General features: G+C 46.1%; 9 protein-coding genes and 1 pseudogene. 3 read left to right on the top strand and 7 right to left on the bottom strand.

Annotated elements, in window-relative coordinates:
* Nucleotides 1–831 (top strand): annotated as a pseudogene (locus RAC86_RS11545) (TetR/AcrR family transcriptional regulator); the annotation flags it as partial.
* Between the two features lie 14 nt (nt 832–845).
* On the opposite strand, the gene gatB reads toward RAC86_RS11545, so the two are convergent.
* Genes gatB through gatC form a run of 3 tightly spaced genes read right to left on the bottom strand, consistent with a single transcriptional unit; the run spans nt 846 to nt 4,053 of the window.
* Entirely contained in the window at nt 846–2,276 is a 1,431-nt protein-coding gene (gene gatB / locus RAC86_RS11550; protein ID WP_003219444.1) for an Asp-tRNA(Asn)/Glu-tRNA(Gln) amidotransferase subunit GatB, read from the bottom strand.
* Between the two features lie 13 nt (nt 2,277–2,289).
* A complete protein-coding gene (gatA, locus tag RAC86_RS11555) occupies nt 2,290–3,747 on the bottom strand; it encodes an Asp-tRNA(Asn)/Glu-tRNA(Gln) amidotransferase subunit GatA (protein ID WP_003233901.1) in 1,458 nt (485 codons plus the stop codon).
* Between the two features lie 15 nt (nt 3,748–3,762).
* Nucleotides 3,763–4,053 carry an Asp-tRNA(Asn)/Glu-tRNA(Gln) amidotransferase subunit GatC gene (gene gatC, locus RAC86_RS11560; protein ID WP_003219442.1) on the bottom strand — a complete coding sequence of 97 codons (291 nt, stop codon included), beginning with the start codon at nt 4,051–4,053 and terminating at the stop codon, nt 3,763–3,765.
* A gap of 413 nt (nt 4,054–4,466) precedes the next feature.
* Here gatC and opuE point away from each other — a divergent pair, with 413 nt between their 5' ends.
* Entirely contained in the window at nt 4,467–5,945 is a 1,479-nt protein-coding gene (opuE, locus tag RAC86_RS11565; protein ID WP_003233905.1) for a proline transporter OpuE, read from the top strand.
* 105 nt (nt 5,946–6,050) lie between these two features.
* Nucleotides 6,051–6,749 (top strand): MgtC/SapB family protein, encoded by a 699-nt coding sequence (locus RAC86_RS11570; RefSeq protein ID WP_010886431.1) that lies wholly within the window; start codon nt 6,051–6,053, stop codon nt 6,747–6,749.
* 37 nt (nt 6,750–6,786) lie between these two features.
* On the opposite strand, the gene RAC86_RS11575 is transcribed toward RAC86_RS11570, so the two are convergent.
* From RAC86_RS11575 to pcrA, 4 genes are all read right to left on the bottom strand, one after another.
* Nucleotides 6,787–7,797, bottom strand: coding sequence for a phosphotransferase enzyme family protein (locus RAC86_RS11575; protein WP_003233909.1), 1,011 nt, complete (start codon nt 7,795–7,797; stop codon nt 6,787–6,789).
* A gap of 161 nt (nt 7,798–7,958) precedes the next feature.
* Nucleotides 7,959–9,149, bottom strand: coding sequence for a CamS family sex pheromone protein (locus RAC86_RS11580; protein ID WP_003242795.1), 1,191 nt, complete (start codon nt 9,147–9,149; stop codon nt 7,959–7,961).
* A gap of 15 nt (nt 9,150–9,164) precedes the next feature.
* Nucleotides 9,165–11,171: an NAD-dependent DNA ligase LigA gene (gene ligA / locus RAC86_RS11585; protein WP_003233916.1), complete on the bottom strand. Its 2,007-nt coding sequence runs from the start codon at nt 11,169–11,171 to the stop codon at nt 9,165–9,167.
* 23 nt (nt 11,172–11,194) lie between these two features.
* Nucleotides 11,195–13,414, bottom strand: coding sequence for a DNA helicase PcrA (gene pcrA, locus RAC86_RS11590; protein ID WP_015383008.1), 2,220 nt, complete (start codon nt 13,412–13,414; stop codon nt 11,195–11,197).
* Nucleotides 13,415–13,421 lie beyond the last annotated feature (7 nt).

Consider the following 13,421-nt stretch of genomic DNA (forward strand, 5'->3'; position numbering starts at 1 on the left):
GTTTATTTGCGAAAAAAGGATTCGCAGCTACGACGATCCAAGAAATCGCCAGTGAATGCGGCATTTCGAAGGGCGCTTTTTATTTGCACTTCAAATCGAAAGAAGCGCTGCTGTTATCTGCCTGTGAATATTATATCGGTATGTCTATGAACAAAATGAAAAATATAGAAGAAGATCTCGCCGGAAAGCCCCCTAAGGAAGTGTTAAAAAAGCAAATTGGCGCTCAATTTGAGGATTTTCGCGATCATAAAGATTTTATCGTTCTTTTGCTTACCGAAAATATCATTCCGGAAAATCAAGAAATCAAGCAATACTTTTACAAAGTAACCATGGAGACGGATAAGCTGTACCGGAACGCCTTGCTGGTATCCTATGGCGAAGGAATCGAGCGGTATGTCGCAGATCTGTCCATCATGGCAAGAGGCATTGTGCATTCCTATATGAACGTGATGGTATTTAACGGTGAGCTTAATATCGATGCAGAAGAAATCTCAGCCTTTATTATTGAGAGACTGAATGATCTTGTACAGGGGCTGAGCCGTTCTGCACTCAATCCGATTGTATCAAAAGACATTTTCAACCCGATGCCTGCGGGAAAAGACCAGCTGCTTGAGGACATTCAGAAAGTGAAAGAAAACAGCACGCTGCCCGAGGATATCACCGTGTCACTTGATGTTATCGAGGAAGAATTGACTCAGGATAAACCGCGCAAGCCGATTATTAAAGGCATGCTGTCCAATTTGACCGGAACCAACGACAAAGAAGTTGAAAGGCTTCGGGCCCTCATCTCTGTCTTTATCTCAATTTGACCATAAAAAAAGCAGCCTCTAAGGGCTGCTTTTTTATTAGCGTTTTTTAATTTCTTCAAGCAGAATTTTGTTGACCATCGGCGGGTTGGCTTGTCCTTTGGACGCTTTCATAATCTGTCCGACTAGGAAGCCGATCGCGCGGTCTTTTCCGTTTTTAAAGTCTTCGATTGATTGAGGATTGTTGTCAAGCGCCTCAGTGACAAGCTTCAGAAGCACGCCTTCGTCAGAAATCTGAACAAGGCCTTTCTCTTTCACAATCTTCTCAGCGTCGCCGCCTTTTTCAATCAATTCTTTAAACACTTTCTTCGCGATCTTAGAAGAAATGGTTCCTTTTTCAATCAATTTGATCATGCCGGCAAGGCCTTCAGGTGTCAGGGCAACATCGGCAAGCTCTTTTTGCTCAGCGTTTAGGTAAGCTGACACTTCACCCATCAGCCAGTTAGACGCTTGTTTGGCTTCAGCGCCTTTTTGAACGGTTTCTTCGAAGAAATCAGCCATTTCTTTTGTCAGCGTCAGAACCATCGCGTCATATGCAGGCAAGCCAAGCTCTTCGATATAACGCTTGCGGCGCTCATCCGGAAGCTCAGGAATGCTTGCTTTTACGCGTTCCTTCCATTCATCATCAATGTAGAGCTCGACTAGATCCGGCTCTGGGAAGTAACGGTAGTCGTCAGATCCCTCTTTGACACGCATAAGAATGGTTTTCTTCGTTGCTTCATCATAACGGCGAGTTTCTTGCTGGATGACGCCGCCGGAAAGAAGAACCTGCTCCTGGCGTTTTTCTTCATGCTCAAGGCCTTTTTGAACAAACGCAAAGGAGTTCAAGTTTTTTAATTCTGTTTTTGTGCCGAATTCCTCTTGGCCGATCGGACGAAGAGAGATATTGGCGTCACAGCGAAGTGAGCCTTCTTCCATTTTACAGTCAGAAACGCCTGTATACTGGATGATGGATTTCAGCTTTTCAAGATACGCGTACGCTTCTTCCGGCGTGCGGATATCCGGCTCTGATACGATCTCAACAAGCGGCGTTCCTTGGCGGTTGAAGTCAACAAGAGAATAGCCGTCGCCTGTGTGTGTCAGTTTTCCGGCATCTTCTTCAAGGTGAAGGCGCGTGATGCCGATGCGTTTTGTTTTTCCGCCGACTTCAATTTCGATCCAGCCGTTTTCGCCGATTGGCTTATCAAATTGAGAAATCTGATACGCTTTCGGGTTGTCAGGATAGAAATAGTTTTTGCGGTCAAACTTCGTATCCGTTGCGATCTCACAGTTGAGCGCCATAGCGGCTTTCATTGCGAATTCAACGGCTTCTTTGTTCAGAACAGGCAGGACGCCCGGATATCCGAGGTCAATAACGCTTGTCTGCGTATTCGCCTCCGCGCCGAATGGCGTTGGAGAGCTTGAGAAAATTTTTGATTTTGTTTTTAACTCAACGTGGACTTCAAGTCCGATTACCGTTTCAAAGTTCAATTCTTTTCACCCCTTACAGTTCAGGTTTTGCTTTATGATGGTCTGTCGCTTGTTCAAATGCATGAGCAACGCGGTATACAGTGCTTTCATCAAAGTGTTTTCCGATGATTTGCAGGCCGAGCGGAAGTCCGTCTGCTAATCCGCATGGCACGCTGATTCCCGGTACGCCGGCAAGGTTGACCGGAATCGTTAAGATATCGTTTGCGTACATTGTGAGCGGATCCTTCGTGTTTTCACCGATTTTAAACGCAGGTGTCGGTGTAGTCGGTCCAACAATAACATCATATTTTTCAAATACGTCCTCGAAATCCTTCTTAATCAACGTACGCACTTTTTGCGCTTTTTTGTAGTACGCATCGTAGTAGCCTGAGCTTAAAGCAAACGTTCCGAGCATGATGCGGCGTTTGACTTCATTTCCGAAACCTTCAGCGCGCGTTTGCTTGTAAAGGTCGATCAGGTTATCCGCGTTGTCTGTGCGGTAGCCGTAACGGATGCCGTCAAAGCGTGCAAGGTTCGCTGACGCTTCAGAAGATGACAGCAGGTAATATGTCGCAAGCGCGTATTTACTGTGCGGAAGAGACACTTCTTCCCATGTAGCGCCGAGACCTTCAAGGACTTTCAGCGCTGCCAGGACAGATTCTCTCGCTTCTTTGCCGACACCTTCACCAAGGTATTCTTTCGGAACGGCGATTTTCAGTCCTTTGATGTCGCCAGTTAATGAAGAAAGAAAATCAGGCACGTCCACATTTGCACTCGTGGAGTCCATTTTGTCTACGCCGGAAATCGCTTGAAGTAAAAACGCGTTATCCTCAACCGTACGTGTAATCGGCCCGATTTGGTCTAATGAAGACGCAAATGCGACCAGACCGTAACGAGATACACGTCCGTATGTAGGTTTTAATCCGACAACGCCGCAGAAAGATGCCGGCTGACGGATGGAGCCGCCTGTGTCAGATCCAAGAGAAAACGGAACTTCTCCCGCAGCAACCGCAGCCGCAGATCCGCCGCTTGAACCGCCGGGAACTGTTTCTAAGTTCCAAGGGTTTTTCGTCAGCTTGTAAGCTGAGTTTTCGGTAGATGATCCCATGGCGAATTCGTCCATGTTCAGTTTTCCGATTGTGACCGCTTCAGCGTCTTGAAGGCGCTGAACGACAGTAGCGTCATAGATCGGATCAAAGTTTTCGAGAATTTTGCTGGAGCATGTTGTGCGCAGCCCTTTTGTTACGATATTATCTTTTACGCCGATCGGCATACCGAAAAGAAGACCGTGCTCAGAACGCCCGTCAACCGCCTCATCAAGCTCCTTCGCGTATGCGCGCGCTCTTTCTTCATCTAATGCCAAAAAGGCTTGTACCTTATCATCAACCGCTTGGATGCGTTTATAAGATTCGTCAACCAGATCAGAAATCTTAATCTCTTTTTTATGTATGAGCTGTTTTAATTCTGTGATTTTATGATCAAATAATGACATTCTTGTGTCCCTCCTTTAGTCCAGAATTGATGGCACACGAATATAGCCGTCTTTATGGTCAGGCGCATTTTTCATGACATCCTCAACCGGAAGACCTTTACCCGCTTCATCTTCTCTCATGACATTTTTCATTTTCAGCACGTGAGTTGTAGGCTCCACATTGTCTGTGTTAACCTCATTAAGCTCCTCGGCAAATGAAATGATACTGTCGAGCTGTTCAGTGAACATTTTTGCTTCTTCTTCAGTAATTGCAAGTCTTGCAAGGTGCGCAACGTGCTTTACTTCTTCTATTGAAATTCGTGACATATGATCCACCTCCACATATTTCTCCGTTAAGTCATATAATACTGATCATATCAAAAACAAGCCCTTTAAAGCAACAAAACGCCTTGAGACAGGCCTGTGTTTTCGAAACAATACCCTATATATTTTATACTAAAATGAGGAGAAGGAGAAACGAAATATTTTTCTGAATATTTTTACTTTAATTATTTCTTGAAAGCGTTTTATTCTTTATTCCCTTCTAGGTTTGCAACGGTTTTCCCCGCTCATGATCAAGGTTTCATCGCTTGAATGGCCGGGAATACTTTGTTAGGTTAAGTTACCAAGTGCACCCGCAAAGGAATTTCTTTTGTTTTGCACTTACGCCAGGCTGCTTAACTGGCACCATCAATTTGAGAGGTGATGCAACATTATTAGAAATGAAGAGAGGGTAAAACGTGAGTATTGAAATTATTATATCTTTAGGAATTTACTTTATTGCCATGCTGTTAATCGGCTGGTATGCATTCAAGAAAACCACTGACATCAATGATTACATGCTTGGAGGAAGAGGCCTCGGACCATTCGTTACTGCTTTGTCTGCCGGTGCGGCCGATATGAGCGGATGGATGCTGATGGGTGTTCCCGGCGCGATGTTTGCGACAGGGCTGTCCACCTTATGGCTTGCTTTAGGTCTTACAATCGGGGCGTACTCAAATTACTTGCTGCTGGCTCCAAGGCTGCGTGCTTATACGGAAGCGGCGGATGATGCGATTACGATTCCTGATTTCTTTGATAAACGATTCCAGCATTCTTCATCACTGCTGAAAATCGTATCTGCATTGATCATCATGATCTTTTTCACATTGTATACCTCTTCCGGTATGGTATCTGGCGGACGGCTGTTTGAATCTGCTTTTGGTGCGGATTACAAATTAGGCCTGTTTCTGACCACCGCAGTTGTCGTGTTATACACACTGTTTGGCGGTTTCCTTGCTGTCAGTCTGACTGACTTCGTGCAGGGTGCGATCATGTTTGCAGCACTAGTGCTTGTGCCGATCGTTGCTTTTACCCATGTGGGCGGCGTTGCTCCGACTCTCCATGAAATCGGCGCTGTTAACCCACACTTATTGGATATTTTTAAAGGCGCGAGCGTCATTAGCATTATTTCCTATTTAGCCTGGGGCTTGGGCTACTACGGCCAGCCTCATATCATCGTCCGATTTATGGCGATTAAAAACATTAAAGATTTGAAGCCTGCACGCCGAATCGGCATGAGCTGGATGATCATTACAGTTCTAGGTTCCGTGCTGACGGGTTTAATCGGTGTTGCATACGCCCATAAATTCGGAGTTGCTGTAAAAGATCCGGAGATGATCTTCATTATCTTCTCTAAAATCTTGTTCCACCCATTAATTACAGGGTTCTTATTGTCAGCTATTTTGGCTGCCATCATGAGTTCGATTTCCTCACAGCTCTTGGTTACAGCAAGTGCTGTAACAGAGGATTTATACCGGTCATTTTTCAGACGAAAAGCTTCTGATAAAGAATTGGTCATGATCGGGCGATTGTCCGTCTTAGTCATTGCCGTTATCGCGGTACTCTTGTCATTGAACCCGAACAGCACCATTCTTGATTTGGTCGGATACGCTTGGGCCGGCTTCGGTTCAGCTTTCGGACCTGCGATTCTGCTCAGTCTATATTGGAAGCGAATGAACGAATGGGGCGCGCTTGCTGCCATGATTGTCGGGGCTGCGACCGTGTTGATCTGGATTACAACCGGCCTGGCAAAATCAACCGGTGTGTACGAAATCATCCCTGGGTTTATTCTCAGTATGATTGCCGGCATCATTGTCAGCATGATCACAAAACGTCCTGCAAAAGCCTCTTACCGATTATTCGGTGTCATGGAAAAGCTGTTAAAACGCAAAAAGTAAGCAATAAGCCATCAAGCGCAGCTTGGTGGCTTTTGTGCTCTTGTTTTGCTATAAATACTGTGAGAAAATCATATTTATTTAAAAACACCATAGAGAAGGGGGAAGTTGCTGTTGAGCTGGTATATTGATCCTGATATTTTATTGAAATTGGGCATTGCCACATTGATTGGCATGGTCATCGGGCTTGAACGCGAATTAAAAAATAAGCCGCTCGGATTAAAAACCTGTATTGTCATCGCAGTCAGCTCATGCATGCTGACGATCGTCAGTATTAATGCGGCATATCATTTCCCTAAATACTACCGCATCATGATGGATCCGCTTCGTCTGCCGGCACAAATCATCTCCGGCGTCGGGTTTATCGGAGCCGGTGTCATCCTGCGAAAAAGCAATGATGTCATTTCCGGCCTGACGACATCGGCCATGATCTGGGGGGCAGCGGGGCTCGGGCTTGCTACGGGAGCCGGTTTTTATAAAGAAGCGTTTGCCAGTCTTCTGTTCATCCTGATCAGCGTGGAATTTCTCCCATGGGTGGTCAGAAAAATAGGCCCCGACCGCCTGCAGGAAAAAGACATCCGCATCAGAATGTCGCTTTCTGATAAAGACAAAATGACAGAGATTTTAAAAGAAATGAAAAGAAGAGATATCAAAGCACACTCCGTTCGGATCGACGACCTGGGCGAAAAGGATTTTCCAATTATGGAAGTGAAGGTCCGCGTCCATAAAAACAGATACACGACCGATGTCTACTATGACATTAAAGCCATTGAAGGCGTAGTCGGCGTGAAGTGTGATACATTATAAAAGCCAATGGGACTGGAATCCCATTGGCTTTTTCTATCTACACCAGTGCTGAAAAATCAAATGCTGTAATCGGCGTGCCATTCTCTATATCTCTTCTGAAACCGGCCAGCATTTCTTTTTCTTCTTCTCCTATTGTGTTAAGGTCAAACATCTGATGCAGCAATCCGTAAATCAGCATATGGCGAAGGCGGAGGAAATCAGGTATTATCATCAGCCATGCAGGGTCAAGCTCATTTTCCTCCCAGTACCCTTTCATAAAATGCGTCATAAATTCTTCTGTAAACGCAGCTTTATCATCATATGGCACAACAGGATACCACAGGACATTGTAGAGAAGAATGCTAATATCGTTAACAAACCAGTTGTAGCCGATATCATCAAAATCAAATGCCGTGATTTTGCCATGATCCCAGTTAAAATTGCCATGGTGCAGATCCGCATGCACCAAGCCGTAGCTGTCCTGGCTTTTCGGGAGCCTCCGCAGTTCATTCATCAAAGAATCGGCTTGCTGAAACACCTTTATCTGATCTTCAGGCACATATTTTCTCAGCTTTAATTGCTCCTCTTCATCCCATTCCTGTCTTTTGAAAGCGGGATTGCTCAATTTGTAGCTTTTTGTCAGGCTGTGCATGCTGCCTGTGTATCTGCCAAGCTCATAAAATAGCGTTTCATTCCAGTCCGATTCATCCACTTTTTGCCCCGGAGCTTTCTCATACACTCTCAATAAAAATGACCCGCCGTTTCCGTCCGGCACTGCTTCTACGTCTTTTCCGTTCAGCGACGGGAGCGGTTTGGCTACTGAAATTCCCCCTATTGCAAGGTGACGGAGCCATTCCATCTCTCCCATTATATAATCAGAAGATCTCCGAATCGTATGGGTAATCTTTAAAATATAAGGTTGATTGTCTTTCATACATTCATATACATAGTTTTCCGCATCAGCCAGAAAACGCACCTGATCTTTTGAGAAACCGTATCTCGCTGCAGCTTCTGCCAAAACCTGCTCTTCATGAAATATTTTTTTGATATCTTTATGCACGTCTAACATCCTTTCATTGCTATAGATTTGATAATGATTGTTTTCACACGATTTCCAGCATCAACATACCTCCCCTTGATTTGTGTTTCGGCAGAAGCGGAAACAATTTCCCTTTTCCTGTTAATTGTAACATAAAAACCCTTGTGCCAATATGGCACAAGGGTTTTCTATCAGTCATAAATGTGAACAGTCGGCTCTTTATCTCCGGCATTGCGGATAATGACCGCTTCCTGTCCGTCTGAGGACGTGATATTGACTTCGACATCAACTGAGCTCTTAGAGTAGTAGTCCATCACTTCACCCGTTAAGAACTGGGTAAACGCGACAACTTCACTTTTTCCGTAGAATTGCATTGGTATGTCAATCTTCATTTTCTTCATTTCATCATTTTCATACAGCGCTGTACCGACAACGCCTGTATAGTTCGGGAAATATTCTTCAATTGAGTTTTTGAACCGCTTAAAGACCTCGGTGTCATCCGGGTATTTTTCTGCTGTGGTTGTATCTGCCGGATAGAATACATATTTTTCATTAATATCATCCCAATTTGAGATATCAGTAGAGCCTGCTTTGACCTCTGTTTTGGCGATGAAGTTCCCCGGCACAATCGATGTTTTTGACGCCTGCTTGTAGAGTGCGACAGTAATCGGCACATTCTTCAAGTTATCTTTTTTACGGAGGCGGTTAATAACCTCCTGTGCAATTTTTTCTCCCTGCTGGCGGAGCGTGCTGTCCTTAATCTCCACTTCTTTTTGCGGGTCGCCAGTTTTTTCACGATAGTAATACACGGAGTTTAACGCCAGTCCGATCATGACGCCGCCAAGCTGGATAGAATTCTTGTCTTTTCTGACTAAATAATCGTGCTCAAGCATGGATGCTAAATAAATCGGGCTGCTTTCGTTCTTTTCTTCTGTTGAACCAGAACTCGGGAGCGCCGGGTTCAAGCCTTCATTTTTGAAGTTCTTATCTTCTTTTTCGGCTTTTTTCAAATCAGAGCCCGTTTTTTTCCGTGCCAGCCAGCTTAATACTGTATCCTCATCTAAATATTGTCCTTCTTGGAACAGATAATCGTCAGTTGAGAAAGAATCTTGGGCAAGGCGCATCAGCCCTGTTTCAAATTCGTCAATGTCCAGCCTTGTATTCAGCTGTTCCGTTGTTAAGCCGCGCGCTTTGCCTGCCTTAAACGGCAGCACCATTTTGTAATAGGAGTCAGAGATATTATATTTCGGGACAATCGCTTTTTCTGACGATTTCGCCGTCTTTTGCGTAATCTCTTCCTCCTTCTCCCCCCCGAAACCTGACGAGCAGGCAGACAGCATTAATACTGCCGCCGTTGCCGCCAATGCCAACGTCTTTTTCAATAGAAAACACTCCTCTTATTTCTTTAGCTCTCCCATTAACTGTTCTTCATTCCACACTTCAATGTTCAGCTCTTGTGCTTTTGTCAGCTTGCTTCCCGCCGCTTCTCCGGCGATGACTAAGTCTGTGTTTTTGCTGACGCTTCCAGTCAGCTTTCCGCCCAGCGCTTCGATTTGCGCTTTGGCTTCGTTTCTTGACAGCTCTTCCAGCTTTCCTGTCAGAACAATTGTTTTACCAGCAAAGTAAGAGTCGCTGTCCTCTGCTTTTACTTTTTTCGGGCCTTTGTAGAGCGTGTTTACGCCCAGCTCCTGAAGTTCATTCAAGAGTTCAAGCATTTCTTCTTTATGAAAATAGGTGATCACAGCATCAGCCATTTTTTCACCGATTTCATCTACCGCGAGAAGTTCCTCTTTAGAGGCTTTTTTCAGGTTCTCCAAGCTTTCAAAATGCATGGCAAGCGTCTTTGCGGCCTTTGATCCGATAAAACGGATGCCAAGCCCAAACAGCAGGCGCTCTAACGAATTTTCTTTTGATTTTTGGATGGAGCTGATCAGGTTTTCAGTGGACTTTTCGCCCATGCGCTCGAGCTGGATGACTCGTTCCTTCGTCAGCTTATATAAATCTGCCACATTGCGGACAAGGTTTTCCTCAAACAGCTGTGTGATCACTCGTTCGCCGAGCCCATCAATGTTCATGGCATTCCGGGAAACGAAATGGATAAGCCCTTCCCGGATTTGCGCCGGACATTCAGGGTTAATGCAGCGAAGCGCCACTTCTCCTTCGATCCGGACGAGTTCACTGCCGCATTCAGGACATTCCGTCGGCATGCTGAATTCCTTTTCTTCTCCTGTGCGCTGGTCAACGAGGACATTCACAACTTCCGGGATGATATCGCCCGCTTTTTTGACGACAACCTTATCCAAAATCCGAATGTCCTTCTCTTTAATTAAATCTTCGTTATGAAGGGATGCTCTTGAGACCGTTGTGCCGGCAACTTTTACCGGCTCAAGAATCGCAGTCGGCGTAATCACACCCGTTCTGCCGACATTTAATTCGATATCGAGAAGCTTCGTCACGACCTCTTCAGCAGGAAACTTATACGCGATGGCCCAGCGCGGGCTTTTCGCCGTAAAACCGAGCTCCTCCTGTTGATCGAGAGAATCGACTTTAATGACAATGCCGTCTATTTCGTACGGCAGGTCCGCGCGCTTCGCCTGAAGCTCATCGATCAGCGTAATGACTTCTTCTATGCTGCCGCATTTTTTTCGTTCCTGATTCGTTTTAAATCCGAGTTCGTCGAGAAAATCAAGCCCTTGGCTTTGCGTCTCTACACCCATCTCGTCAAGCTCCGCTATACTGTAGACGAAGATATCGAGGTTTCGTTTCGCTGCAATTTTCGGATCGAGCTGTCTGAGAGATCCCGCCGCGGCATTTCGCGGATTGGCGAACGGTTCTTCCTCATTTTTAATCCGTTCCTCATTGAGTGCTTCAAACGAACGCTTCGGCATATACGCCTCGCCGCGCACTTCGATCGACAGCTCACGGTTCATTTTAAGGGGGATATTGCGGATCGTCTTCAGATTCTCCGTGATATCCTCTCCCGTCGTCCCGTCACCTCTTGTGGCCCCTCTGACAAAATAGCCGTCTTCATAACGGAGAGAAACAGCAAGACCGTCTATTTTCAGCTCCACATTATACGCCACATCGTCGCCGACGGACTGGCGCACACGGCGGTCGAAATCACGAAGATCATCAGCATTAAAGGCGTTGCCCAGACTGAGCATCGGTGTGCCGTGGGTGACTTTCTGAAACGCTTCAAGCACGGCTCCGCCGACGCGCTGCGTAGGAGAGTCAGGCGTTCTGAGGTCTGGGTGCTCCTCCTCGATCGCGATCAGCTCCTGCATCAATCTGTCGTATTCGGCATCTGGGACGCTCGGTTCATCTAAGGTGTAATATTCATAGCTATACTTGTTGATGGTGCGGCGCAGTTCTTCTGCCCGCTGCTTCGCTGTTTCTTTGTCCATCTGCTTCTTCCTTTCCTCTTCAATTACTGCTTTTCAATAGGAGCAAATGCTGCTAACAGGCGTTTCACGCCGACAGGGCTCGGGAAGGCAATATCAAGCTCTGTCCCTTCTCCTTCGCCTTTCACGCTGACGACAGTTCCTGTTCCCCATTTTTTATGGCCCGCCTTATCTCCGACTGCCCAGTTCAAGGTGTCGCCGCCTGTTTTGCTGGCGTAGGATACCGGGCGTGAAACAGGGCCGCGTCTCGGCTGCATTTTTCTCGCAGACGTCGCTCTTGTTTCTTTTTTCTCATTTAGGTTTTCCAATAAATCATCCGGTATTTCAGCAATGAAGCGAGATTCCGGGTTCATATTTGTCCGGCCAAACAAGGTGCGCATTTTAGCATTGGTCAGATAAAGCTCCTGTTCCGCCCTTGTAATCCCAACGTACGCAAGGCGGCGTTCTTCTTCCATTTCCGCTTCCTCCATGAGTGAACGGCTATGCGGGAAGACGCCTTCTTCAAGCCCCATCAAGAAAACAACCGGAAACTCCAGTCCTTTCGCGGCGTGCAGTGTCATCAGGGTGATCGCATCCTTGCCGCCTGACTCTTCCTCCTTCTGATCGAGCTGATCAATATCTGCGATCAATGCCAAGTCTGTCAGGAACGCAACGAGTGTCTTGTCTTCACTTTTCTGTTCAAAGTTTTTCGTAACAGACAGGAACTCGTCGATATTTTCTAAACGGCTTTGGGCTTCGATCGATTTCTCAGCCTTCAGCATTTCTCTGTATTCCGTCTTATCAAGAATTTCTTCTGTCAGCTCTGTAATGGATAAGTAATCCTGCATATTGGTCAGATTCTCAATCATCTGTCTAAAGCTGTCAAGCGCGTTTGCCGCTTTGGCACTGACGCCGATAAAATCAACCTGCTGAATCGCTTGGAAAAATGACAAGCCGTTTATGGCCGCATACGAAGCGATTTTTTCAAGTGATGTCGCGCCGACTCCGCGCTTCGGCACATTGACAATGCGCGTGAAACTGATATCGTCATCCGGATTGGATACGAGGCGCAGGTACGCAAGAATGTCTTTAATTTCTTTTCTGTCATAGAACTTTGTGCCGCCGACAATGTTATAGTTCAAGCCCGCTTTGAGAAGCGTTTCCTCAATCACACGGGACTGCGCGTTTGTCCGGTATAATATGGCGATATCAGACAGCTTCCGCTTGCCTGAGCTGTGAAGCTGATGAATTTTACCGGCCACAAACTGTCCTTCTCCGAATTCATTATCACCGCGATAATAGGAAATTTTGATGCCTTCATCGTTTTCCGTCCACAAATTTTTCGGTTTGCGGTTAGAGTTGTTTTTAATGACCTCGTTTGCCGCGCGCAAAATCCGTTTCGTTGAACGATAGTTTTGTTCTAGCAAAATCACGCTTGCATTCGGATAATCTTTTTCAAATGAAAGGATGTTGGTGATATCCGCGCCGCGCCATCTGTAGATTGACTGATCAGAATCCCCGACAACGCAAAGGTTCTGGAAACGCTCGGCAAGCTGCTTAACGAGCATGTATTGCGCCCTGTTCGTATCCTGATACTCATCAACATGGATGTACTGGAATTTGCGCTGATAAAATTCAAGCACTTCAGGCACTCGGTCAAACAGTTTAATCGTCGTCATAATCAAATCGTCAAAATCGAGCGACTGGTTTTTCAATAGCTTCTTCTGATAATCAGCATATACATCGCTGACCACCTGATCGTAGTAGCCGCCAGCAACTTTAGAGAATTCCTCCGGTTCGGTCAATTCGTTTTTCGCACTGCTGATCGTGCCGAGGATGCTTCTCGGGTCAAACTTCTTCGGATCAAGATTGCGCTCCTTCAAAATCCCCTTGATCACTGAAAGCTGGTCAGCCGTATCAAGGATGGAGAAATTTCGGTTGATCCCAATCCGGTCGATATCTCTGCGCAAGATCCGCACGCACATGCTGTGGAATGTGGAAATCCAGATATCGTCCGCGCCGGGTCCGAGGATGCTTTCCACACGTTCTTTCATTTCGCGTGCCGCTTTATTTGTAAATGTGATCGCCAGAATGTTCCACGGCGCCACATGCTTTTCCGCCATTAAATAAGCAATTCTGTGTGTCAGGACACGCGTCTTTCCGCTTCCCGCTCCCGCCATCAGCAAAAGAGGCCCGTCCGTTGTTTTGACTGCTTCCTGCTGAACGGGGTTTAAACCGCTTAGTAATTGATTGCTAATATAATTCAAAATTTGT

The organism is Bacillus sp. LR_5, assembly GCF_042709275.1.

Bases quoted from the DNA above. Each gene is read 5' to 3' on its own strand.
- gatA (WP_003233901.1), bottom strand. From the start codon at position 3,747: ATGTCATTATTTGATCATAAAATCACAGAATTAAAACAGCTCATACAT.
- RAC86_RS11575 (WP_003233909.1), bottom strand. From the start codon at position 7,797: ATGTTAGACGTGCATAAAGATATCAAAAAAATATTTCATGAAGAGCAG.
- ligA (WP_003233916.1), bottom strand. From the start codon at position 11,171: ATGGACAAAGAAACAGCGAAGCAGCGGGCAGAAGAACTGCGCCGCACC.
- gatC (WP_003219442.1), bottom strand. From the start codon at position 4,053: ATGTCACGAATTTCAATAGAAGAAGTAAAGCACGTTGCGCACCTTGCA.